Below are 23,304 nucleotides of genomic sequence, written 5' to 3'. Positions count from 1 at the left end.
CTTCCTCTCCTTTTTCAAGGAGGGCTGAGGGCAGGATTCAGCCAGTTTCAATCTGGGTAATGCCAGTCAGTTAGGGAGTTTAGATCTAAGCTCCTTAATTTTTTAAATCTTTTGCAGAAACAATTATTTTCTAATCTTGCGGTACAATACACCTGATGCCCCAGACCGTTGGGGATGAGGTTTCCAGCTACCCCATATCATTATGAATAACAATAATAAAAAACCAGACAGTTTCCTGCCTGATCTCGATTACTGAATCTGAGGGCTTTTTAATGTGGAAAATAATGTCGCTATTCAACTTCTAAATTAAAGGTCACCGGCCCATCATTGACCAAATGTACTTTCATATCCGCTGCAAAAATACCAGTTTGTACATGTTCAAATTGTGACTTTGCATAGTCAACCAGTTGCTCATACAGCTCTTTTGCAGCAGCAGGTGGCATGGCAGGGCCAAAATCTGGACGTAAACCTTTTTGGGTTTGCGCCATCAGGGTAAATTGCGAAACCAGCAGTAAACCACCTCCGGCCTGACCGACATTCCAGCCCATTTTGCCTTGTTCATCATCAAAGAATCGGTATTTCAATATCTTATCAATCAGCTTTTTACCTTTTTCCAGATTGTCGTCCTTGCCCAGGCCCAGAAAAACCAGAATTCCTTTATTTATTTCGCCCGTGGTTTCACCCTCGACCATGACTTTAGCTTCTAAAACTCTTTGTAATAAGGCACGCATTTTACATATTGACTGATAACGATAGATGGGCGTGATTGTAACAAGAATAAAACCTGAAGCAGTATCAGAGACTGATTTTTATGAGTTTTAAATATTTGAAAATCAATTGATTAATTTTCATAAATTCATTAAAACGATTGAAGTAATAAAAATAATCTGTTTTAACAATTTTTAGTTTTTATATATCTTAGCACCTGCAGGAAAGGTAATAAATTGAGAGATTTAGAAATGTTTAAGCGTTCATTACTGGTTGCAATGCTTGCAACTGTCACAGCCACACAAGCTGCTCCTCTAACTAAAGACAATGGTGCGCCAGTCGGTGATAACCAGAACTCAATCACAGCAGGCCCAAATGGTTCAGTCTTGCTTCAAGACGTTCAATTGGTACAAAAACTACAACGTTTTGGTCGTGAGCGTATTCCGGAGCGTGTGGTACATGCGCGTGGTACAGGGGCGTATGGTGAATTCGTTGCAACTAAAGACCTGTCTGACTTAACAATTGCTTCTCTATTCAAGACCGGTACTAAAACTCCAGTTTTTGTACGTATGTCTACGGTAATTCATGGTAAAGGTTCACCGGAAACCCTGCGTGACCCACACGGTTTCGCGATCAAGTTCTATACTCAAGAAGGGAATTGGGATCTGGTCGGTAACCAGACACCGGTATTCTTCATCCGTGATGCGATCAAATTCCCGGACTTCATTCATGCAATGAAGCCAAGCCCGGTGACAAACGTACAAGATGCCAACCGTGTGTTTGACTTCCTGTCGAGCCAGCCATGGGCTACCAACATGCTGACTTATGTGTACGGCAAACAAGGTGTGCCCACCAGCTACCGCGAACAGGACGGTTTCGGGGTACATGCTTACAAGCTATATAACGACAAGGGCGAATACAAATATGTGAAATTCAACTTCCGCTCGCAGCAAGGCGTGAAGGGTTTGAATGTGAAAGAAGCTGCCGTGCAACAGGGCAAAGACTTCAATCACTTGACCAATGATCTTTATAACAACATTTATGCCGGCAACTTCCCGAAATGGGATCTGCATATCCAGGTACTGGATCCAAAAGATCTCGGCAAGTTTGATTTTGATCCACTTGATCCCACCAAGATCTGGCCAACTGACTTAGTTCCAGAAGTGAAAGTGGGGACATTGACCCTGAACCGCATGCCAAAGAATTTCTTCAATGAGACTGAACAGTCGGCATTTGCACCAGGTAATCTGGTTCCGGGTATTGAGCCATCGGAAGACCGTCTGCTACAAGGCCGTATCTTCTCTTACTCAGATACGCAAATGTATCGTCTGGGTGTGAATCACCAGCAACTTCCGGTGAACCGTCCAGTGGTTGCTGTAAATAACAACAACCAGGAAGGTTATATGAACGTATCTGAGCGTGACTCGGATGTGAACTATGAGCCAAGCCGCAAAGAGCCAAAAGCTGCAACTGCAAAAGCACGTGCGGTACAAACACCATTATCGGGTCATGTACAGCAAATCGGTGTGAAAGAGCAGAACTTCAAGCAGGCAGGTGAGCTGTACCGCTCGTATACTGCCAAAGAGAAAGATGACCTGATTATGAACCTGGCTGCGGACTTAGGTGCAGTAAAAGATTCAGAAACCAAGCACATCATGTTGTCTTATTTCTACAAGGCAGATGCCGACTACGGTACACGTATGACCAAAGCGGTGAAGGGCAACATCGCAACGGTCAAAGCCAAAGCAGCACAACTCAAAGACTGATTTCGATTGGTCGATCAGGATTGGTGACTAGGGTTTAAGAATTCACCTCCGCAAAGTCCTGTAGAACTCCAAACCTTTCCTGCACCCTAGGGGGAGTTCTACAGGCACTCCGTTTTACTCATCTTATCTAATCTGAATAGAATCATTTTCGATTCATGTCTCTATTTGATTTCTGTTGGAGTTCATCATGAAAGCTATGCAGCATGCAGTTTTAGCCAGTATTCTCGCGATAGGTTCCATGTTCGCAAACGTGGCCACCGCCAAGGAGATCTCCTCCCCCGCTAAAACTGTGGAAAATGTTCAGATGAGCTCACAACAGGAATTAGTTGCATTGTTTTTTGCCGCAGCCAAAACCGGCAATCACGAAGTGATTCATGAATTTCTAAAGTATGGTTTTCCGGTTGATGTACGCAATAGTGCCGGTTTTACCCCCCTGATGATGGCGACCTATTATGGCCATCAAACTATTGTGACGACCTTGCTCAATCATGGTGCTGATCGCTGCGCCCGCGACAATAAAGGTAATACCGCATTGATGGGGGCACTGTTTAAAATGGAATTTGCCATTGCCAAACAGCTGCGTCAGGTCGACTGTGATGCCCAAGCCAAGCAGACCGGGCAAAAGACCACAGCCGAATTTGCCAAGGTGATTGGTCAGGAAAAACAGCTGCAGAAAATCATTCAGGAACAGGGGAAAACCCAAGGCCAGTTGTCAAAATAAAACCCATTATACTCTGATACTTTTGTCGCGAATTCAGCTAGCTGTACGTAAATCCTGCAATATTACATAAAATTTTATGCTTTAATGTTGAGATAAGCACAGCGATATTTCCTTAGTTATGGCTCCAATTATCCGTTCCCTGTTAGATACTGACTTGTACAAATTCACCATGTTACAAGTGGTATTACACAAGTTTCCGCAAACGCATAGTGTCTACCATTTCCGTTGTCGTAATCTGGAAGATACAGTCTATCCACTGACGGATATTCTGGATGATCTCAATCATCAACTTGATCTGTTGTGTCAGCTCAACTTCAAAGAAGACGAGTTGCAATATTTAAGAAGTCTGCGTTTTATCAAGAGCGATTTCGTCGATTATCTGGAACTGTTTCAACTGAAACGCCGTTTTATTCAGGCCAGTATCGATAGCGAAGGTCGTTTAGACATTAAAGTTGAAGGCCCGATGGTTCAGGCGATGATGTTTGAAATCTTCGTACTGGCAATTGTCAATGAACTGTATTTTAGCCGGATCCGTAGTCCTGAAGTGCTGGCTGAAGGTGAGCGCCGTTTACAGGCAAAAATACAATTATTAAAAGAATACGATGCATCACAACATCCACATGATCCGCCATTTTTAGTGTCGGATTTTGGGACACGTCGCCGTTATAGTTTCGAATGGCAAAAGCATGTGGTAGAAGAATTCAACAAGGCTGCACCACATGTCTTCCGTGGTACCAGTAATGTGTTATTGGCGAAAGAATTGGGAATTACCCCGATTGGCACCATGGCGCATGAATTCCTGCAAGCTTTCCAGGCGCTTGACGTGCGTCTGCGTAATTTCCAGAAATCTGCGCTGGAAACCTGGGTACAGGAATATCGTGGTGATTTAGGTATTGCCCTGACCGATGTGGTCGGTATGGATGCTTTCCTGCGTGATTTCGACCTGTATTTTGCCAAACTGTTTGATGGCCTGCGTCATGACAGTGGCGATCCCTATGTTTGGGGCGACAAGGCCTATGCACATTATAAAAAACTGAAAATTGACAGCAAAACCAAAATGCTGACCTTCAGTGATGGTCTGAATCTGGAAAAAGCCTGGAAACTGCATCAATACTTTAAAGACCGTTTTCAGGTCAGTTTCGGGATTGGCACCAACCTGACCAACGACATGGGCCAAACCCCCTTAAATATCGTATTGAAACTGGTGGAATGTAACCGTCAGTCGGTGGCAAAAATTTCGGACAGTCCAGGCAAAACCATGACCGATAATGATACTTTCCTGGCTTATTTGCGTCAGGTTTTCGAGATCACTGAACCTGCTTAAGCACATTTTAGACATGAGTAATTTTAAAAACCGCTTCGCTACAGGGGCGGTTTTTTTATACGAGATGGATTTTTAGCATGACTTATCTAAAATCCTGCTAATCATCTTAAAAGAAACCGCATAAGTGTAAAAATGAGCTGTGCTAAGATCAAAACAATTTGACCCATCATAGCCATGATAACGATGACAGCTTCAGCTTTTAATTTTGGTCTGCTGATCGAGGCAGAAGATTTAGTTCCCTATTTGGGCCATGAAAAACTTCGTATTGTCGACCTCAGCCGGGCTTCTGTGTATGAGCAGTTGCATATTCCACATGCCCTGCATTTACAACCCAAGCTGCTGGTTCGTCAGGAAGAGCATACGATGGGGCTATTGCCGGATACAGAAGGCTTGCAGGCCCTCATTGCTTATCTGAATATCTCGCCTGAGCATCATGTGGTGGCCTATGATGATGAGGGCGGGGCATGGGCCGGGCGTTTACTCTGGAATCTGCATTGTCTGGGTTTTAAAAATACCAGCCTATTGAATGGCGGGATTCATGCCTGGCTCGGTGCCGGTTTGCCGACTTCTTCTAATCAGGAACAGTTTGCACCAGTGAAGGATGTATTGCAGGTCAATCTCGAGCATCAGGCGAATTTTCAGATTGGCTATGATGAACTGCGCCAACAGGTTGAAAATCAACAGGTTCAAATTTGGGATTGCCGTACGCAAGATGAATATACCGGTTTACGTCTAGCGGCTCGACGCGGCGGTCACATTCCGGGAGCACGTCATTTTGAATGGAGTACTGCCCTTAATCGTGAAAATCATTTAAAATTACAGCCTTTACCACGTACTCAGCAGCGTCTGGAACAACAGGGCTTTGATTTGAATCAACCCGTTGTGGTGTACTGCCAGTCCCATCACCGCTCAGGTTTGGCCTATATTCTGGGTCGTTTACTGGGCTGGAAAATTCGAGCCTATGATGGTGCGTGGAGTGAATGGGGCAACCGCCTCGATAGTCCAATCGCTACAGGGGAGCTGCCATCTTGAGCATCACGTCACGTTTAAAACAACAATTTTTTATTAAAGCTCAACGGTTAGTACCGCAACATCGCTTGTCTCGGGTGGTGGGTAAAATTGCCGCCAGCGAAAACCCGATTATCAAAACTGCTGCAATTACTGCCTTTAAGGCGCAGTATGGCATTGATATGTCGATTGCTGAACAGGCCAATGCCCTTAAATTCAAGTCATTTAATGAATTTTTTACCCGCGCCCTAAAAGAAGGTATCCGTGCGGTTGATCCAGATGCTACGAGCATTGTTTCGCCTGCAGATGGTGCGATTTCCCAGCTGGGTAAAATTGAAAATGGCGATGTGTTTCAGGCTAAAGGCCAGAAATTTACCGTTGAAGCCCTGATTGCCGATCCGCAGTTAGCCGAGCCATTCAAAAATGGTGAGTTCGCTACCGTATATTTATCGCCGCGGGATTATCATCGGGTGCATATGCCATTTGCCGGCACCCTGACTGAAACGCTGTATGTTCCAGGTGAGCTGTTCTCGGTAAACCAGGTGACCGCAGAAAATATTCCGGGCCTGTTTGCACGCAATGAACGTATGGTCTGTCTGTTTGATACTGAAATCGGCCGTATGGCGGTGGTATTGGTCGGTGCGATGATTGTGGCGGGTATTGAAACCGTGGCAACCGGCAAAGTGAAGCCTTCAGGCCGGATCGAACTTAATCAGCATGATCTGTTCCTGGAAAAAGGGGCAGAACTGGGTCGTTTCTACCTCGGTTCAACTGCAGTGATTTTATTTGAAGAAAATAAAATGCAGTGGGATGCCGCATTCAAGGCCAACTCTTTGGTGAATATGGGTGAAGCGCTGGGACATACGGTTTAAAGATTTTAGCCTCCCTTTATTAAAGGGAGGTTGGAGGGATTAAATATTTTCTCGTTTAGAATAAATAAAAATCCCCCTCAGTCCCCCTTTTGACAAAGGGGGATTTCCTCTCCTATTCAGGAGAAGGTTAGAGAGAGATCCAAATAAAAAAGCGCCATCAGGCGCTTTTTTTATTTCTAGAAATTTATCGTTTCACGACGATGGAATCGATTCCGCTATTTTGTAAGGTTTGCTGTGCCATAATCGCGGCTTCTGCAGAATCGTAAGGCCCTGAAACCACGCGATACCAGACTTTGCCATTTTCTACACTGCGTACTACATCGGCAGATAAACCATTGAGAATAATTTCGGCACGGCGGGCATCGGCTTGATCCGGATCATCAAAGCTGCGCACTTGCAAAATATAACTGGCCGGAGCGGCAACAGGCGCTTCGCTGGCTTCTAAGCCAGGCTCAGTTGTAGTCGCCTCAGGTGTAGCCACTTCAGGTCGAGGTGCTTCTACAATCACTACCGTATCCTGATTTTTGTTTTCAGGAACGGCCTGTTCAGGAATCGGCGTTACTTGTTGCTGCGGCAACAGATCATAAAAACGGTAATCTTTATTGGTATCTTCTTCTTGGACAGATTCAGCACTTGTTTGAGTTTTCGGTTTAACCGGTTCCCATGGCTTCCAGAGCATCAGTGCCATCAAAAAACTTAACACGATTAAAATGATCACGAGTGTGCCAAGCCAGGTTGGAATAAGTGGCTTTTTAGGCTTATTCGGTCTTTCAGATACACCGCGCTGCGTTTTTCCAAACACTTGGGATTTTCCTCTTATTAATCGGGACATATAGAAAAGGCATAACAGCAGTTATGCCCTTACTATTACTTCATCCTATGTGATCAGGATATAAAAGTCATCCTCTAGATCACAAATCACACAGAATTTTAATTTACCTGTATCTTCAAGCACGTAGCTAAAGTTACAAAATATCTGCTTAGCAGATAAACGGCAAGGTTTTGCTTATATGCTCACTTCGAGCCTAGCTCTCGCCTTGCGAGCATGCAAAACAGTGTTTTGCTTACATGCTTTCAGGAGCAGATACACCAAGCAGTTCCAGACCGTTACGCAGTACCTGACGTACGTTCACTGATAACAATAAGCGCGCTTGAGTCAATTCAGCATCATCACCGAGTACTTTATTGTCGTTGTACCAGCCGTGGAACAATGCTGCCAGCTCTTTCAGGTAGTTACCAATTTGATGTGGCTCATAGCTGTTTGCTGCACGGACCAGAATTTCTGGATAGGCCGCTAGTTTGGCCAGGATTTCAGTTTCAGCATCAAGCTCCAGCTTAGCCGCCAAATTACGTGCCGCTGTAGCATCAAAGTTAACGTTGGTAGAAGCTGCTTTTTCTAACATACGACAGATACGGGCATGTGCATACTGGATGTAATACACTGCGTTGTCCTTGCTTTGTGACACAGCAAGATCCAGATCAAAGTCGATGTGCTGTTCAGACTTACGCATTACGTAGTAGAAACGAGCGGCATCATTACCGACTTCTTTACGCAGATCACGCAAGGTCACAAACTGGCCTGAACGGGATGACATTTGTACCATCTCGCCGCCACGCCATAGGCTCACGAACTGAACCAGAAGAACCGTTAATTTTTTCGAGTCATAGCCCAGCGCATCAATCGCTGCTTTTACACGTGCGATATAACCGTGGTGATCTGAACCCCAGATATCAATAATATCGGTATAGCCACGTTGTAACTTGTTCAGGTGGTAAGCGATGTCAGACGCGAAGTAAGTGGTCTGACCATTACGACGTTTCACGACACGGTCTTTTTCATCACCGAATGCAGTCGATTTAAACCAGATGTTGCCATCCAGTTCATACAGGAAACCACGCTGATCTAAGGTCTGTAAGGCTTCTTCAATTTTGTCTGTCAATGATTCTTCGCTGAACCATTGATTGAAGGTTACACCGAACTCGCCCAGGTCATCTTTAATATCATCTAGGATTGCTTTAAGCGCGGCTTGCAAGAATACGCGGTAGCCTTTGCCAATTAACGCTTGTGAATTAAAGATCAAACCATCGATGTGTTTTTCTTTATCGCCAGACAATACGACTTTATTGCCATCTGCATCTAATTCAGCTGCAAACTGTACATCTTCAGGCACGTCTTTATACACGTCAGCCACAGGACGTACATACGCATCGCCATCCTGATCAATAATGCTTTGTGCGATTTCTTTTACGTAGTCGCCCTGGTAGGCATTTTTCGGGAACATCAGTTCCTGACCGGTTAATTCTAAGTAACGCAGGTAAGTTGAAGTGGCCAGAATGTCCATTTGACGGCCAGCATCATTGACATAGTATTCGCGATCTACTTTGGCACCAGTTGCCTCTAAAAGATTGGCAACGGTCATGCCATACGCGGCACCACGACCATGACCCACGTGCAGGCTAGAGGTCGGATTGGCAGAGACAAATTCAACCTGAATGCGTTTGTCCGCATTGACCTGGGTGCGACCATAAGCATCTTGTTGTGCTTGAATTTGATCGAGTACCACAAAGCGCTGGTCTGCATTGAGGAAGAAGTTAATAAAACCAGGACCTGCGATTTCCGCTTTGCTGATATCCGCCACTTCAGGAAGAACAGCAAGCATTTTTTCTGCTAAATCACGCGGCTTCATACCCGCAGCTTTAGAGGCAATCATCGCGATATTTGAGGCGAAATCACCGTGTGTTCGGTCTTTGGTACGCGTCAAACTACTGCTGTTTTTCCAGTCAGATGGGAGTACGCCTTGTGCCTGTAAAGTGTGCACTGCATGATCGAGAGCTGCTTGTATTGCCGTATTCATAATCAGTCGAAAATAGAGATCGCAGAAAAACAGCAAATATAGCAAATTTCAGGCTGTTTAGGTAAAAGCATTTCTAGGGAATAAAATTTATACGATCACCCCACAGATTTTTTACAATCTGGTCTTTGGGAGAATGTGATCAATCGGGTGAAAATAACATCAATTTTAATAAAAATGCACCTTCAGAAGTATAAAATTTGGCTTATATTAGTGATCTTAAAATATAGAAAAAGAGCAGTCCGTGGATTCGCAACAACATCCGACCATTATTGGCAATATTCCTAAACTTCCGGCGAAATGGGCACTGATTATTGTGCCGTTTATCTTGTCTGGTCTGATGAGTGGTATCATTTCCATGATCAATATGCTGCGCAATTTAGGCTGGATTGATGGATTCATGCCACTTTGGTTTCACAACTGGATGATTTCCTGGGCAATTGCCTTTCCAGTCGTGGTGACCTTATTACCTTTTGTCCGCAAATTTACCGGACTATTGGTGGATATGTCCGGCCCTCAAGCACCGAAGTGATTGATTAAAACAACTCTGACAATAGTAAGGGTTTCAGCCTTTTAAAAATGCCGATGTGAAAAATAGGGCAGGCAGGTTTTATTTTTAAGGTTGGGCTGATTTTATTCTGTCCCCAAACAGCCTGAATCTGTTAAAGAGCCAAGCTGTATCAAAGAGAAAATGGTTTTTAAATCAGATGCTCCACCGCCGCCCGGATAATCCCGAGCACCAGACCGATACAGGCACCGACCACGACACCATTAACCCGGATCATATGCAGGTCGCCACCGACTTCATTTTCAATCTTGTCGATCATCTCGGTCGAATCCCATTCGTGAATGCGCTCGCTAATGAAACGAATCACTTTTTCACTGTACTGATCACTCAGATCCACCGCGATCCCGCTAAGACGTTTATTCAGCAGCTCACGTACTAAAGCATTCGAGATAATATTTTCCCCCACCTGCTGAATCGCAATTCTGAGATTCTCGGCAATACCGGAATACGGTTTTTGCAAATCCTCTTTAATGGCATCACATAAAATCACCACGGCACCACTGATAAAATTCAGCACCTGCGGGCTATCGAGCAAGGCATCCTTGGTTTCATTCAGACGCTGGCTGGCTTCACTGTGGTTGTCGGCCAGTTGCAACATCCAGTGATGTCCAGTTTCCTCAATTTTAAGCCGCCAAGGATGATCCGGATCGGCCAGCATCGCTTCAACCCTCTGAATGACAGAATCAATGCTGCGTTGCTGCACATCAATCCCGATCCAGCTCGCGCCTTTGGCCAGTTTCCAGACTCCCATTTCCTTGAACAGGTTACGGGTCAGTTCCCGGGTTTCTTCAGGATGTGAGCTCATCCAGGCATGTACCACGTCTAGGCCGCGTTGCAGTACATCCTGATGGAAATCATTTTCGAGTACGGCGCGCAGCATCTCGCTGGCCAGGGTATTGATCTGGGTGTTCTTGACCCATTGCACGCTATTATTCTGGATAAATCCGGCAATCTGTTCCTGCCCGACAAATTCAAAAACTTTAGGCACGGTTTGCTGGATCACCTGGGTGACCTGGGCATTATTCTGTGGATTGGCCAGCCAGCGCCCCGCGGCCAGACTCAGGTCGGTACTGGCCAGACTGCGCTGTACAATTTGCGGAGAGAGAAAATTTTCCTGCACAAAACGGCCCATCGACTCTGCAATACGGGCCTTGTTGCGGGGAATGATTTCGGTATGGTCACGTAAAAATTTCGGGATCGGCAAGCGGCCAAAAGGATTACGGAACAGTACGGTAATCGCATACCAGTCAGCCAGACCACCGACCACACCGGCTTCTGCAGAGAGCATCAGGATATGAATCAGCCAGACATATTCGGGCAGCAGCTTGGCAGCAAGCATGAGTGCCAACCAGATCAGTACCGCGACCACCAGCGCGATGGTCGCAAAACGTTTACTGCGTTGTAAGTTCGGTGAGATACTCTCTGTCTGCATAGATCATCCTGTCAAGAGGGATTGGCCGGTTGCGGTTGCAGCACTGCGCCGGATGGACTTAGACCATATTTAGTCCCAAGTGACTGTAAAATCAAGCGCGCATCGAAAGCATCGCTAGGTGCCTGACCGGCTTTAAAGCATTCAATGGTATAGGCCACCTGAGCAGGATCCAGGGTGACAGTATAAGGACGGTCATAGAACGGGTCTGGCCAGAACCCCGGATAGCGACGGTAATAACCATATGGATAATAGCTCGGTGCCGGATAGACGATTGCCTGACGTGGCGGTTGCTGGGTACGATTACTTGGATCATTCAGCACTCTAAAGAACTGAAAGCCATTTTGCACAGTGGTCTGCGCGGCTTTGACCAGGGCAATTTCCTCAGCCGTGCCAAAGCTCATATTGGGCCGGGCCTGAAACCCAATCCGATAAGTGTTGTTGTTGAGTGGCGTGGTACTGTAGCGGCCCAACTGATCAAACGTTAATGGTTTTGAAGGCGTCGTGGCACAACCACTCAGGTTGATGGCAGCGATCACACTCAATCCCAGTAGCATATTTTTCATGTTCGATCTCCTGATGCAATGATCCAGTCACAAAAACAGGCTTTAAAAACTGCTGTCGGGCTGGGTCAGGAAGGTTAACTCTTCATCGGTCGAGTCACGACCCAGGGTCTGGTTGCGATGGGGGTAGCGCCCAAAGCGGTCGATAATCACCTTGTGCTTTTTCTCGAACTCCAGATTGGTCGGATTGCCCAGACGCTGGAACAGCTTTAATGCGAATTCATGGATCAGTTTAGACTCACTGTGCATGAAAGGCATATATAAAAAAGCGCGTTGTTCCGGGCTGAGCTGTTGATCCAGATCCAGGCTAATAGCTTCTTGCGCCAAGGCCAGTGCCAGACTGTCCTGAGCAAAAGCTTGCGGCGAATCACGGAATAAATTTCGTGAAAATTGGTCTAGAACGATAACTTCAGCCAGACGGCCTTCGGCGGTTTTACGCCAGGACCAGAGTTCAGCCTGGGCGGCCTGCTGATGCGTGCTCATGAACTGCCGCGCGATACTTTGGTCGAATTCATGACTCTGGCTAAACCACAACGGCTGGCTGTCAGCATGAAACCAGAAGTCTAAAATATCTTGATAATTCATAACATTTACAATTCATTAGCATTTATTTATTCATAAAATCACAAATTTCACATGTCTTATAGAGGAACTTTGTGTTAAAAAATTGCCAAATTAAAAATCAATGGTTTGCCTGAAAACTAGACAGCCTATCATGTGCCGGCCAGAAATCACGTTATACTGATTAAACTGATGATTTTAATTTAATAGTTTAGCCCCTTTAAGCGAGATTGTAATGAGTCAACCTGAACCGACTTCCCAAAATGTGTTACCGACCTGGGTAGAGTCGTCACTCATCAAAGGCATGCTGCGTGGTATTGAGCGTGAAAGCTTACGTATGCAGAGTGATGGTTTCCTGTCACAGGCAGGGCATCCGCGTGCCTTGGGTTCAGCCTTGACTCATCCACATATCACCACAGACTATTCTGAAGCCTTAATGGAGTTTATTACGCCGCCGCAGGACACGATCAAAAAAGCCTTGGACTATCTCACTGATATTCACGCGATTGTGCATCGTCATCTGGAAAATGAGGAAAAACTCTGGCCGATGTCGATGCCCTGCATGCTGGATAGCCGCGATGAAAGTATTCCGTTGGCGCAGTATGGCAGCTCGAATATCGGCTTATTTAAAACCTTGTATCGTCATGGCTTGGGGGTGCGTTATGGTCGCCGTATGCAGACCATTTCAGGGGTGCATTATAACCTGTCTTTCCCGGATCATCTGTTCGAAGCCTTACAGCAGCAGGAGCAGGATGAAGCACTCAAGGACTTAAGCCTGCAGGATTATCGCAGCCACCGCTATATGGGGCTGATCCGTAACTTTATTCGTCTGACCCCACTGGTGATGTTCCTGGTCGGTGCCAGTCCGGCAGTCTGCCAGTGCTTTATGACCGGTCGTGATCATCATCTATTGCCCTTGGTAAAAGGCACCCTGTATACCCCTTATGCGACAGCATTGCGTATGGGACGATTTGGCTACCAGAACTCAGCCCAGAAACAGCTCGGCATTCACTATAATAACTTGCAAGACTATCTAGAAGGACTGCAAAAAGCAGTCAAAACGCCGTATAAACCCTTTAGTCGTCTTGGACTGAATGCAGCAGATGGCCAGCCGACTCAGATCAATGATCATGTGCTGCAAATCGAAAATGAATATTACAGTCTGGTACGTCCGAAGCAGGTGCCACAAGAGGGTGAAACCCCATCTCAAGCACTGGAAAATCGCGGGATTGCCTATGTCGAGCTGCGTGCAGTCGATGTCAATCCATATAGCCCGATTGGCATCAATGAAGACACCGCCGGCTTCCTGGAGGTGGTGGCCTTGTATTGTTTATTGCAGGACAGTCCAGCACTTTTCAGTGAGGAGCAGGAGATCATTGAGCAGAATCAGACCGAAGTGGTAAATCGTGGCCGTGCGCCGAATGCTGCAATTCTGGCAGATGGTCAATGCTATCCGATTGAAGACTGGTGTGCCATACATCTGCAACGCATGCAGCCTCTGGCCGAGCTGCTCAATCAGACCTATGCAACCGATCTGTATAGCAATGCCATGAAAATGATGCAGATCCGGGTCGATGAAGTTGATGCGACTTTATCTGCCCTGGTGGTGGGCGATACACGCACTCAAGGCAGTATGTGGCACTTTGGCCAGCATCTGGCTCAGCAACATAGCAGTGTTTATGAAGCACACCAGCTCAGCTCGGAAACTCTGGCTTATTTTGAAGAAATGTCACAAAAGTCATTGCAGCAACAACAGCAACTCGAGCAAGATAGCAGCGTCAGTTTTGCTGATTATTTAGCCCAATATCGATAAAAAATAAGAGGATTCACCATGCAATGGGGTTATCGCTTCGTGAGTGGTATGTTATTTTTGGCTGCTGTCATTGGAATGGCATTTGCCTTATATCTTGAGCATGTACAAGGCCTGGCGCCTTGTCCACTGTGTGTGTTTCAGCGTGTGGGATTAATTGGACTGGGGATCATCTCACTCATCGCATGTCTGCATAACCCTAAATCCAATATCATGAAGCGGCTCTATGCCTTGCTAGGTTCGCTGAGTATTTTATGGTCTGTGGGCGTCGCTGCCCGGCATGTCTGGTTACAGAATCTGCCACCGGATCAGGTGCCGAGCTGTGGTCCTGGCCTGGAATACTGGCTGGAAACCTTGCCAATGCAGTCGGTATTGCAACAGGTACTCAATGGTTCTGGCGAGTGTGCCACCATTGACTGGATTTTCTTGGGGCAATCTTTGCCGGTCTGGTCTCTGATCTTCTTTAGTATTTTATTGCTGGTCAGTCTATGGCAACTGCTGCGCAAATATAAAACTGCACCGGTTAAACGGCTCAGAGATAAATATTAATAAGTTCGCATTAACAAGCCCTCAATTGAGGGCTTGTTAATGCGCTGAAAGTTAAGTCAGGGCAATACCTTCCAGACTTTCCAGATCAATTGTATATTCACGAATTTGATCAAAGGCTTCATCTTCTACACTTGGATAGAACCAGCGTGCCACCTGTTCGGCGACCAGCGGATGATATTGAATCTCGAAATGGTTCAAGCCATAGAAAATAGCCTTGTGGGCATCCGGAACTTTGAGCTGGAAACGCGGATTGGGATGCTCGCCCAAAGCGCTTTTGATACTGACCAGATAGTCGCCAATCACGTGCAGGGTCTTGTTTTTGCGGTTTTCAAATTCGATCGTACCTGCAACCAGATAGGTGTCGATATGCGACGGGATCGGGGCAGGTTTACGGTTGTCATCCATAAAGCCGATCCGAAGCGCATTATGCTCCCAGTCATCATCACGGACACTGCCATGGCGTAAATCCAGAATTCCGTTACTGCGAATATTGACCAGATGACCAATCAGCCGGATCAGCGGGAAATGTCCAAGTTTGTCCTGCAAGCTAAACCCAAAACGTTCCAGAACAGCACCATGATGCGGTGAACCGAGACAGACCAGATTCTCCACCATATTGATCCAGCCATACATATTCTGCTTGCCATAAAACAGCGCACTACGAGAGACCAGACCCCCCATGCTATGCCCGATCAGGTCAATACTGGTAATTCTCGGATTGCGAGCGACCAGATCCTGCAAGGTATTGGCCAGACTGCGGCCATTGGCTGAAATTCGCCGACCAGTATTGTAATTCAGATACAGCATGGTATTGCGGTCGCGCTGGGCCAGTAATTTTTCTCCAATCCCTTCATATTTTCGATTTGACCAGTCTAAATGGTTCATGCATAAGCCATGTACAAACAGGGTAATCCGTCCGCTCAGCTCACCATTTTGCAATGAGCCATAATGATCATAGATCACCATGGGCAAGGCCAAAGGGTTTTGATATTTCAGCAGATAATCCCCAATAATGCCATTTAAGGCACTGACCAGAAAATGCAAGGAAGGCGTCAGCGGCTTATTATGCAGTTTGGGAAAACGTTCAATAATCTGGCGTAGACCGGGTGCAATCAGGGTATTGCCATAATGAAACAGCATGTCATAGGACATTTGATAGAGCCGGGCAATCGACGGAATATTCTGAATTTTTTGTGAATTATTCTCACTTAAACCAAAAATACTCATTAAAATTTCACGCTGAATACTCTTGATCAGTTCCTGAATAACGTCGTTAAAGCGCGTCGTCACCAGCTGCGCCAGACCTTCCAGTACATCGGCCTGACTCGGTGGGGTTCGGTCCCAGCGACAATAGGTTTCATGTAACGGTGTCAAACTTGGCATCTGATGCTGTCCTTTCAATGAGCCGCATGATTTGTCATCTTTCTTTTTAAAGAACTTCGCGGTATAAATTCTTTTTCTTGTCGAGTTTCCAGATATTGAGGGCCTCATTCTAAAATAGCGAGAATTACAGAATACTTCTGGCTTTTTTGTCAGACAATTTAAGTAATTAACGGGTCTGATATTGTAGTGTACTTCACATTTTTTAAATTAAATTTTGATAATGAATGGGTTTTTTGTTGGTAGTTCATGAATATTATTTATTTGCATGGCTTTAAAAGTAATGCCCACTCGATCAAGGGGACATTGCTGCAACACTACTGTGCAAAATACCCCGGGGTTCAGGTGCATTTGCCTGATTTAAATATGTCGCCACTGGCTGCGATTCAGCAGCTTTCCGAGCAGATTCAGTCAATGCAAGATGTGGCGCTGGTGGGCAGCAGTCTCGGCGGATTCTATGCGACATATCTGGTCGCACAGCATGCTGTGCCTGCTGTACTGATTAATCCGGCAATACGACCATGGCAACTGTTTCGTGAACTGTTTGACGAGCAACTGCCTTTGCAGGTGCATCCGAACTGGTGTCTGGATGATGCAGATCTGCTGCAACTGCAACAATTGGCCCTGCCAGTTGCACAAGATGCAGACAAAATGCTGGTTCTGCTGCAACAAGGCGATGAAGTTTTGGATTATCGTGAAGCACATCGTTATTATAGTGCTGCGCGTCCCCCTGCAATGCTGATGACCGAAGCAAATGGCAGTCACGGGATGGATGATTTTGCGGAGAAAATTCCGCTGCTTTTACAGTTTTTGTTGGACTGCATAAAAAAGGAAACCGAATAACGTGTCTCAATATACGGCTCAATCTCTTGAAGTTTTATCTGGTCTGGATCCGGTACGTCGTCGTCCGGGCATGTATACCGATACCTCTCGTCCGAACCATCTGGCGCAGGAAGTGATTGATAATGCTGTCGATGAGGCTTTGGCCGGACATGCCAACAAGATTACCGTCACGGTCTGTAAAGATGGTTCATTATCTGTCGAAGATAACGGTCGTGGTATGCCAGTCGATATTCATCCCGAATATGGTCAAAGTGGTATTGAAATCATCATGACCAAACTGCATGCCGGTGGTAAGTTCAGCACCGATAACTACCAGTTTTCCGGTGGTTTGCATGGCGTGGGGATTTCAGTCGTCAATGCGCTTTCGACCCGTGTAGAAGTCGAAGTTCAGCGTCAGGGCAACCTGTATAAAATGGCCTTTGAAAATGGTGAGCCGACGGCTCCACTTGAAGTGCTGGCAGGCAAGGCGCCTAAACGCGCCTCGGGAACTACGGTACATTTCTGGCCTGAAACCAAATACTTCGATTCACCCAAATTTGCCTTAAAAGCTTTAAAGCATAATCTCAAAGCCAAAGCGGTTTTGGCTGCGGGCTTACAGATCAATTATGTTGACCAGATCAATGACGAAAAGATCAGCTGGCAGTTTGAAAATGGTCTGGTCGACTATTTGATGGATGAGCTTGAGGATCGTGAAATCATTCCTGCACCGGCTTTTGTTGCAACAGGTGACGCTGAGCGTGCCAGTGCCGAGTTTGCGATTTGCTGGAATGTAGAAGGCGGCGATAGCATTCAGGAGTCCTATGTCAACCTGATTCCGACCGCGCAGGGCGGTACCCATGTCAATGGTTTACGTTCAGGCGTGACCGATGCCATGCGTGAATTCTGTGAGCTGCGTAATCTGTTGCCGCGTAATATGAAACTCTCTGCGGAAGATGTCTGGGATGGTGTCAACTATATTCTGTCGCTGAAATTCCAGGAGCCGCAGTTCTCGGGACAAACCAAAGAGCGTCTGTCGAGTCGTGAAGCCTCAGGTACGGTGCAGAATATTGCCAAAGATGCATTTGCACTCTGGCTGAACCAGAATTCTGATATCGCGATGCAACTGGCTGAAATGGCCATTTCCAAAGCGGGTCGCCGTTTAAAAGCCGCGAAAAAAGTAGAACGTAAAAAAATTGTGGCCGGTCCAACCTTGCCGGGTAAATTATCCGACTGTGTTGGACATGATCTGGATCAGTCGGAACTGTTTATTGTGGAAGGCGATTCTGCGGGTGGTTCTGCCAAACAGGCGCGTGATAAAAACTTCCAGGCGATTATGCCCATTCGCGGTAAAATTCTAAACACTTGGGAAGTCTCTTCGGATGAAGTTTTGGCATCGCAAGAAGTGCATAACATCGCGATTGCGATCGGGGTCGATCCGGGTTCAGATGACCTGTCAGAACTACGTTATGGCAAAATCTGTATTCTGGCCGATGCCGATTCCGACGGTCTGCATATTGCAACTTTGCTCTGTGCCCTGTTCGTCAAGCATTTCCCGACCTTGGTGGAAGAAGGGCATTTATTCGTTGCCATGCCGCCCTTGTATCGGATTGATGACAACAAAGACGTGCACTATGCCCTGGATGATGACGAGCTCAATGGTATTTTGAAAAAATGCAAAAGCAAAAATCCGCAAATTACCCGATTCAAAGGTCTGGGCGAGATGAATGCCAGCCAGTTACGTGAAACGACCTTAGATCCAAATACACGCCGTTTGGTGCAGCTGGATTTGGATGATAGTCATTTTACCGCAGGTTTACTGGACAAGTTACTTGCGAAAAAACGTGCCAGTGACCGTAAGGAATGGTTAGAGCAAAAAGGCAATCTGGCGGATATTATCGTGTAATAGCACTCTTTTTTAGATCAAGAGCCCGCAACTGCGGGCTTTTTGCTGGCTTGAATCTAAGTCCTATTTTTTCGATCTGAGCACTGACATTTTTATATCTGAAACCGATTAATTCTCTACTTTTAAGAAAACTCCTGCCGCTGAAACATTATGCCCAAAGCCACAACCTGAATCACCACTATTTTGCTTAAGCACTGCACGACTTCCGAGTTTGGCATCAAAGCCGAAAGAGATATCGATTTTGCAGTCTCCAGAGCGATATTGTGCCTGTGTTTTATTCAGTGGCATCGTGGTATTAAATCCACCTAGATTTGGTCCATAAATCAAACTGCGTAAGCCCATATAGAGACCTTCATATTCGATCGCATAATGTTGCTGCTGTTTGACAATTTTCAGCGTACTCCAGGCACCAAAACCGGCATGCTGTACATAAGTACCTGCAAGTTCAGTGTCCTTTTTAGGTGGAGGAAGCTGTTTTAAATTAAATTGACTACTTTTAGCATCGGGGTAAACGGAGAACCAGGCACGTGCCCATTGAGGCTTGCCAAGTTTGCTATAGCTTAAACCCACATTATTAAATGCTGTTGTAATGGCTTGTTCAGAGAAAGAGGTTTTAGCTTCATCCCGGTTCATTTCACAAAAAGATGACCAGGCAGCTTGTTGCTTAAATTGTGCTATGGCCTGTTGATAGTGTTTTTGATCATAGAATTTTTTGCCATTATTGGCGTAGCTCTTCACTTTGCTGCAGCTTGTACGAAGTTCTTTTTCAAAATCTGAATCGGCAAAAGTTAGTGTACTTAAAGTTAAAATACCAATACAACATAGAGATTTATACATTGTTTTACTCTGGACGGCTTTGATCTGAATAAAACATAGCCAGCTTTGGAAGTAAATAGAGTGTCTGTTTCGATACCAGTTTAATAAAAGAGAAGCCGGTCTAAATAACAGGAGATTTAAAGAGCCGTTACTTCGGCCTGCTCCAAATTCAGTTGTAATAGCACCAGATCGCGCCATTGACCAAACTTTTGTCCAACTTGCGGCATATAAGCACTTTGCACAAAGCCCAGTTTTTCATGCAGGCGAATCGACGAGATATTTTCTGAATCAATCGCTGCGACCATGATATGCAATTGCTGTGCTTGAGCCTCTTCAATTAAATGCTTTAATAAGCTAGAACCTAGACCTTGTCCTGCATAATCCGGATTTAGAAAAACTGAATGTTCTACCGTGTGTTGAAAGCCTTGAATACTACGAAACTGGTCATAGCAGGCATAGCCAGCAACACGCTGATCTTGTCTATCTTCAACCACAAAAACCGGGAAATTTTGATTCTTCAACTGCTTAAACCAGATTTTAAAATAGTTCAAATCAAAGGCTGTTCTGTTCCAGGTCGCAGTGCCATGTAGCACTTCTTGATTATAAATCTCGAGGATGGTTTCAAGATCATGCTCGGTGGCATGTCGAATTTGAAAATGATGCATATTTTTGTTCTAGTTTGGCTTGAATAAGGGATGAAAAAAGCAGAACCGAAGTTCTGCCTTTGATCATACCTCAATTAGAAGTGATACTTCACCAGTGCACTGACATCATGTTGGTCGATATTTGTACCGAACTTGTTATTCCAGACCGAATGCTCGATACCTAGATAAAGTTTAGTCTCGGGAGAAATGTGTTTACCCACATTCCATTTATATTGACTGGTCCAGTTGAGTTCACTTTTATGATCGGGGCCTTCAGCAGTTGACCAATCCAGGAAAGCATCTGCCAGGAATTCTTCACTGCCAATTTTAAATGGTACCGCATAAGTGATCGTCATTTGATAATCATCTTTTTGCAGATCATTGTCGGCTTTATAGAAGTTGATGGTTGCATAGTTGGTATAAGGGATCGCTAAATTAAAACCAACACCATATAGGTAGTTGTTAAAATCACTACCCTTGGCACTGTTGCCTTCCCAAGTCGTTGCAATCAATATGTCTGTGATAGGGCCTAGTTCAAGTTTCTGGCCAGTTACCGCGCCAAGGCTTAAACGTGGTGCAACTTCAAAATAGGTTTCGTTACCATTTGGATCATTGTTGGTACGATCCGCAAAGGCAAAGAAATCGCCATATTTAAAACCAGCGGCATATTCAGCAGTAACTGTGCTTTGCTCAATTTTTTCATCTTGAGTTGGAAATGGTACTTTATAGTTTTCACCATAAAGGCCGGTCAGGCTAAAGTCTTGCCAGATTGGTTTTGCCTGGGTAAATGTTGCAGTGGTAGCCAATGCACAAAGTGCCGCGAGTTGTGTCAATTTCATTTAAATCTCTCCCCCAAGAAAGCAGAGTAAGCATACAGATTAATGCGTAAAAATAAAGTTAAAATTGATCGTTGACCTAAATATCTCCAAGTCTTCAGCATGAGGAAATATTTGATCTCATCGATAGACATTTCCGAAAATAAGAGATGAGTTTTTAAGTCATTATTATTAAAAAAAATTTAAATCAGGCAGTATAAAAACCAAGAAAGCTTTATTGAAATAATAAAGCTGAAACTCTCTTTAATCGAATTTAAATCTCACTGTTTTTTAAGTGTTTTGAGTTTGCAAGATTGCCATCTCATCATTCATCAAAAAGAGAAAGCACAATAGCGATGTATTTTTAGGGCGAATATTTTGCTAAAAAGCATGAAAATGTTTGGCTCGATGAAGCTATTTGGCCGGTATTTAAGCGACTATAGCTGCCAGAATCTTTAAATTCCTGTTCATTTTGTGTAATAAATTCAAGCTTTAATCAAAGTTTTTTGTTTATTTATTAAACTGTTTGGCTTGTGGAGAAATCATCCTGACCGGTCATTTCCTGCATACAAAAAGCCATAAGAACATTGTGTTTAGGGGAAGATATAAGAATTTTTGAAAATCTTTAAGAAGAGTAGAAAACAATCACCAGCCTAGCAGAGGGAAGGATCATTGTAAGGCTTGTCACGCTTATATTTCCCAGAAAATCTACTTGATTATTGCTTCTGAGATTTTCAGATAAACTCTTCAGATTTTGCCATTATTTCAGCTCATGAATAGAGTGGTTTGGATGTTATTTGTACTTTTTTATAAGAATATTTCGCTATTAATTTTTGATGAAATCATATGAATGATAATGTAATTGAGAGAGGTCAATAACCCTATTTTAAGCTGAGTAAACAGTTGTCACAATCCATTATTCTTTTGCTAAAAAGCCAAAATAGGACTTGCATATTTTCAAGATAGGGCTGATATTCGAGATATAAGGACACGGTTCTGCAGACTCAAAAATGTGTTCATCATTCAAAGTGGAGGGTGTAATTCCAATCATTTGAAGAAGTGAAATGCGATGCGAAACAGCAAGCTACAAACGTGCCAAGATAAAAATTTTTGCACTCAAAAAGTTACAAAGATTGAGGATGGTAATTTATGAATATTGAACTTCGTACAGATAAACACATTCAGAATAGTGAGCGTTTAATTGATTATGTACGTGAAGAATTAAATCAAGAATTCCAGCGCCATAGCGAGCGTATTACTCATTTTTCAGTCCATCTCAGTGATGAAAATGGCGCCAAAGGCGGTGATGATGATATTCGCTGCATGATAGAAGCGCGTCCTGCAGGGTTAAAACCCGTGGTCGTCAATCATCGCGCTCACAATGTGGATACTGCCATTCGTGGTGCGATTGACCGGCTAAAACGCAGTCTGGAACATGTGATTGAGAAAAAAGACAATGTTCGTCCTGGTGCCTTAGCACTGGCAGATACAGATACTGCAGCAGAGATTGACGAGTAATGCTGACCGATTTTAAAAAGCCCTGCGGGGCTTTTTTTGTATGAAACAAAAATATAATAGTGAGAAGCGCAACAAAGCCGCACGTTATTCGGCATAATAGTCGAAAACGAATGAAAGTGAGCTCCATCATGTTAACTGCGCAACAACAACTTTTTGTGCAAGCACTCGAAGAATTAAATCTGGATCAGGTAAAGCAGCTTTTGGCAGATGGACTCAATCCAAATTTTATTGATCATGACAAAGGCCCGGTAATTTCGGTCTGGTCAGATGGTTTATTTAAATGGTGGGAAGAGGTATGCGAGTTATATGAAGCCGGCACACCACTTTCAGCTGAAGAAAAACAGGCACGATTGGCTGTACATTTACAAATTCTGGAAGAATTGATCCAGGCCAAAGTGAATTTGCATCTCTGGGATGCAGAAGAAATTTATGGCCCATTATGGGATGCTGCAAGTGCCGCATGTGCACCTGCCGTGCAGCGTTTACTCGATGAAAAAGTTGATCCAAATAGCAAAGATGAAGATGGCATGACCATTTTATCTTCGATCAGTGACCTGTTCTTCGATTGTGATTTTGATGAAATTAACTGGTCAGAAGCCTTGGATGAAGAAAAACAGACGCTAGAACTCCTGCGTAGTCATGGCGCAAAAATGAGCAAAGAACTGGGTTAAATTT

General features: G+C 44.8%; 22 protein-coding genes. 12 read left to right on the top strand and 10 right to left on the bottom strand.

The window, feature by feature from the left end; all coding sequences use genetic code 11:
- Window positions 1-290: 290 nt before the first annotated feature.
- On the bottom strand, window positions 291-731 hold the full coding sequence (gene dtd, locus KT990_RS07825; protein WP_005173326.1) for a D-aminoacyl-tRNA deacylase: 441 nt from the start codon (window positions 729-731) through the stop codon (window positions 291-293).
- A 228-nt stretch (window positions 732-959) separates the two neighbouring features.
- Here dtd and KT990_RS07820 point away from each other — a divergent pair, with 228 nt between their 5' ends.
- From KT990_RS07820 to asd, 5 genes are all read left to right on the top strand, one after another.
- Entirely contained in the window at window positions 960-2,474 is a 1,515-nt protein-coding gene (locus KT990_RS07820; RefSeq protein WP_180076180.1) for a catalase, read from the top strand.
- A gap of 187 nt (window positions 2,475-2,661) precedes the next feature.
- On the top strand, window positions 2,662-3,195 hold the full coding sequence (locus KT990_RS07815; RefSeq protein ID WP_218208584.1) for an ankyrin repeat domain-containing protein: 534 nt from the start codon (window positions 2,662-2,664) through the stop codon (window positions 3,193-3,195).
- Window positions 3,196-3,313: 118 nt separating this feature from the next.
- Entirely contained in the window at window positions 3,314-4,519 is a 1,206-nt protein-coding gene (gene pncB / locus KT990_RS07810) for a nicotinate phosphoribosyltransferase (protein WP_074383833.1), read from the top strand.
- A gap of 183 nt (window positions 4,520-4,702) precedes the next feature.
- Window positions 4,703-5,551, top strand: a complete 849-nt coding sequence (locus tag KT990_RS07805) for a sulfurtransferase (RefSeq protein WP_218208583.1) — start codon at window positions 4,703-4,705, stop codon at window positions 5,549-5,551.
- A complete protein-coding gene (asd, locus tag KT990_RS07800) occupies window positions 5,548-6,399 on the top strand; it encodes an archaetidylserine decarboxylase (RefSeq protein ID WP_004729088.1) in 852 nt (283 codons plus the stop codon). The genes KT990_RS07805 and asd overlap by 4 nt, the downstream gene beginning before the upstream one ends.
- Window positions 6,400-6,583: 184 nt before the next feature.
- Here asd and KT990_RS07795 read toward each other — a convergent pair whose 3' ends face one another.
- A complete protein-coding gene (locus KT990_RS07795) occupies window positions 6,584-7,201 on the bottom strand; it encodes an SPOR domain-containing protein (RefSeq protein ID WP_218208582.1) in 618 nt (205 codons plus the stop codon).
- Between the two features lie 262 nt (window positions 7,202-7,463).
- A complete protein-coding gene (gene argS / locus KT990_RS07790) occupies window positions 7,464-9,254 on the bottom strand; it encodes an arginine--tRNA ligase (RefSeq protein ID WP_218208581.1) in 1,791 nt (596 codons plus the stop codon).
- A gap of 241 nt (window positions 9,255-9,495) precedes the next feature.
- Here argS and KT990_RS07785 point away from each other — a divergent pair, with 241 nt between their 5' ends.
- Window positions 9,496-9,783: a DUF2798 domain-containing protein gene (locus KT990_RS07785; RefSeq protein ID WP_005173318.1), complete on the top strand. Its 288-nt coding sequence runs from the start codon at window positions 9,496-9,498 to the stop codon at window positions 9,781-9,783.
- Window positions 9,784-9,949: 166 nt separating this feature from the next.
- Here the strand turns inward: KT990_RS07785 and KT990_RS07780 are convergent, their stop codons facing one another.
- Genes KT990_RS07780 through KT990_RS07770 form a run of 3 tightly spaced genes read right to left on the bottom strand, consistent with a single transcriptional unit; the run spans window position 9,950 to window position 12,396 of the window.
- Window positions 9,950-11,251 (bottom strand): DUF445 domain-containing protein, encoded by a 1,302-nt coding sequence (locus KT990_RS07780; protein ID WP_218208580.1) that lies wholly within the window; start codon window positions 11,249-11,251, stop codon window positions 9,950-9,952.
- A gap of 11 nt (window positions 11,252-11,262) precedes the next feature.
- Window positions 11,263-11,814: a CC0125/CC1285 family lipoprotein gene (locus KT990_RS07775; RefSeq protein ID WP_100356997.1), complete on the bottom strand. Its 552-nt coding sequence runs from the start codon at window positions 11,812-11,814 to the stop codon at window positions 11,263-11,265.
- 42 nt (window positions 11,815-11,856) lie between these two features.
- Window positions 11,857-12,396, bottom strand: a complete 540-nt coding sequence (locus KT990_RS07770) for a DUF924 family protein (protein ID WP_005173312.1) — start codon at window positions 12,394-12,396, stop codon at window positions 11,857-11,859.
- Between the two features lie 211 nt (window positions 12,397-12,607).
- On the opposite strand from KT990_RS07770, the gene gshA reads away from it, so the two are divergent.
- Window positions 12,608-14,185 carry a glutamate--cysteine ligase gene (gene gshA / locus KT990_RS07765; protein WP_218208579.1) on the top strand — a complete coding sequence of 526 codons (1,578 nt, stop codon included), beginning with the start codon at window positions 12,608-12,610 and terminating at the stop codon, window positions 14,183-14,185.
- A gap of 18 nt (window positions 14,186-14,203) precedes the next feature.
- Window positions 14,204-14,731: a disulfide bond formation protein B gene (locus tag KT990_RS07760; RefSeq protein WP_159138399.1), complete on the top strand. Its 528-nt coding sequence runs from the start codon at window positions 14,204-14,206 to the stop codon at window positions 14,729-14,731.
- Window positions 14,732-14,782: 51 nt separating this feature from the next.
- Here KT990_RS07760 and KT990_RS07755 read toward each other — a convergent pair whose 3' ends face one another.
- Window positions 14,783-16,114, bottom strand: a complete 1,332-nt coding sequence (locus KT990_RS07755; protein WP_005173301.1) for a hypothetical protein — start codon at window positions 16,112-16,114, stop codon at window positions 14,783-14,785.
- Window positions 16,115-16,360: 246 nt separating this feature from the next.
- On the opposite strand from KT990_RS07755, the gene KT990_RS07750 reads away from it, so the two are divergent.
- Both KT990_RS07750 and parE read left to right on the top strand, forming a co-directional pair.
- Window positions 16,361-16,954 carry a YqiA/YcfP family alpha/beta fold hydrolase gene (locus KT990_RS07750; protein WP_218208578.1) on the top strand — a complete coding sequence of 198 codons (594 nt, stop codon included), beginning with the start codon at window positions 16,361-16,363 and terminating at the stop codon, window positions 16,952-16,954.
- A 1-nt stretch (window position 16,955) separates the two neighbouring features.
- Window positions 16,956-18,836: a DNA topoisomerase IV subunit B gene (gene parE, locus KT990_RS07745; protein ID WP_100534542.1), complete on the top strand. Its 1,881-nt coding sequence runs from the start codon at window positions 16,956-16,958 to the stop codon at window positions 18,834-18,836.
- A gap of 108 nt (window positions 18,837-18,944) precedes the next feature.
- Here parE and KT990_RS07740 read toward each other — a convergent pair whose 3' ends face one another.
- From KT990_RS07740 to KT990_RS07730, 3 genes are all read right to left on the bottom strand, one after another.
- Window positions 18,945-19,673 (bottom strand): hypothetical protein, encoded by a 729-nt coding sequence (locus tag KT990_RS07740; protein ID WP_218208577.1) that lies wholly within the window; start codon window positions 19,671-19,673, stop codon window positions 18,945-18,947.
- Between the two features lie 116 nt (window positions 19,674-19,789).
- The gene (locus tag KT990_RS07735) at window positions 19,790-20,317 is read right to left on the bottom strand and encodes a GNAT family N-acetyltransferase (protein ID WP_005173289.1); all 528 of its coding nucleotides are present in this window, start codon (window positions 20,315-20,317) and stop codon (window positions 19,790-19,792) included.
- Window positions 20,318-20,391: 74 nt separating this feature from the next.
- Window positions 20,392-21,135 (bottom strand): outer membrane protein OmpK, encoded by a 744-nt coding sequence (locus tag KT990_RS07730; RefSeq protein WP_180074935.1) that lies wholly within the window; start codon window positions 21,133-21,135, stop codon window positions 20,392-20,394.
- A gap of 1,125 nt (window positions 21,136-22,260) precedes the next feature.
- On the opposite strand from KT990_RS07730, the gene KT990_RS07725 reads away from it, so the two are divergent.
- Window positions 22,261-22,629, top strand: coding sequence for an HPF/RaiA family ribosome-associated protein (locus tag KT990_RS07725; protein ID WP_005094974.1), 369 nt, complete (start codon window positions 22,261-22,263; stop codon window positions 22,627-22,629).
- A gap of 128 nt (window positions 22,630-22,757) precedes the next feature.
- Window positions 22,758-23,300, top strand: a complete 543-nt coding sequence (locus KT990_RS07720) for a hypothetical protein (RefSeq protein ID WP_005094976.1) — start codon at window positions 22,758-22,760, stop codon at window positions 23,298-23,300.
- Window positions 23,301-23,304 lie beyond the last annotated feature (4 nt).

Origin of the sequence: Acinetobacter sp. F9 (genome assembly GCF_019195275.1) — a bacterium.
Lineage (GTDB): Bacteria > Pseudomonadota > Gammaproteobacteria > Pseudomonadales > Moraxellaceae > Acinetobacter > Acinetobacter pseudolwoffii.
This window is presented reverse-complemented; position numbering and strand designations above follow the sequence as displayed.

Bases quoted from the DNA above. Each gene is read 5' to 3' on its own strand.
- KT990_RS07720 (WP_005094976.1), top strand. From the start codon at position 22,758: ATGTTAACTGCGCAACAACAACTTTTTGTGCAAGCACTCGAAGAATTA.
- argS (WP_218208581.1), bottom strand. From the start codon at position 9,254: ATGAATACGGCAATACAAGCAGCTCTCGATCATGCAGTGCACACTTTA.
- KT990_RS07755 (WP_005173301.1), bottom strand. From the start codon at position 16,114: ATGCCAAGTTTGACACCGTTACATGAAACCTATTGTCGCTGGGACCGA.
- pncB (WP_074383833.1), top strand. From the start codon at position 3,314: ATGGCTCCAATTATCCGTTCCCTGTTAGATACTGACTTGTACAAATTC.
- KT990_RS07750 (WP_218208578.1), top strand. From the start codon at position 16,361: ATGAATATTATTTATTTGCATGGCTTTAAAAGTAATGCCCACTCGATC.
- KT990_RS07780 (WP_218208580.1), bottom strand. From the start codon at position 11,251: ATGCAGACAGAGAGTATCTCACCGAACTTACAACGCAGTAAACGTTTT.
- KT990_RS07770 (WP_005173312.1), bottom strand. From the start codon at position 12,396: ATGAATTATCAAGATATTTTAGACTTCTGGTTTCATGCTGACAGCCAG.
- KT990_RS07805 (WP_218208583.1), top strand. From the start codon at position 4,703: ATGACAGCTTCAGCTTTTAATTTTGGTCTGCTGATCGAGGCAGAAGAT.
- KT990_RS07760 (WP_159138399.1), top strand. From the start codon at position 14,204: ATGCAATGGGGTTATCGCTTCGTGAGTGGTATGTTATTTTTGGCTGCT.
- KT990_RS07740 (WP_218208577.1), bottom strand. From the start codon at position 19,673: ATGTATAAATCTCTATGTTGTATTGGTATTTTAACTTTAAGTACACTA.
- KT990_RS07775 (WP_100356997.1), bottom strand. From the start codon at position 11,814: ATGAAAAATATGCTACTGGGATTGAGTGTGATCGCTGCCATCAACCTG.
- dtd (WP_005173326.1), bottom strand. From the start codon at position 731: ATGCGTGCCTTATTACAAAGAGTTTTAGAAGCTAAAGTCATGGTCGAG.
- KT990_RS07820 (WP_180076180.1), top strand. From the start codon at position 960: ATGTTTAAGCGTTCATTACTGGTTGCAATGCTTGCAACTGTCACAGCC.
- KT990_RS07730 (WP_180074935.1), bottom strand. From the start codon at position 21,135: ATGAAATTGACACAACTCGCGGCACTTTGTGCATTGGCTACCACTGCA.
- KT990_RS07815 (WP_218208584.1), top strand. From the start codon at position 2,662: ATGAAAGCTATGCAGCATGCAGTTTTAGCCAGTATTCTCGCGATAGGT.
- gshA (WP_218208579.1), top strand. From the start codon at position 12,608: ATGAGTCAACCTGAACCGACTTCCCAAAATGTGTTACCGACCTGGGTA.
- KT990_RS07725 (WP_005094974.1), top strand. From the start codon at position 22,261: ATGAATATTGAACTTCGTACAGATAAACACATTCAGAATAGTGAGCGT.
- KT990_RS07735 (WP_005173289.1), bottom strand. From the start codon at position 20,317: ATGCATCATTTTCAAATTCGACATGCCACCGAGCATGATCTTGAAACC.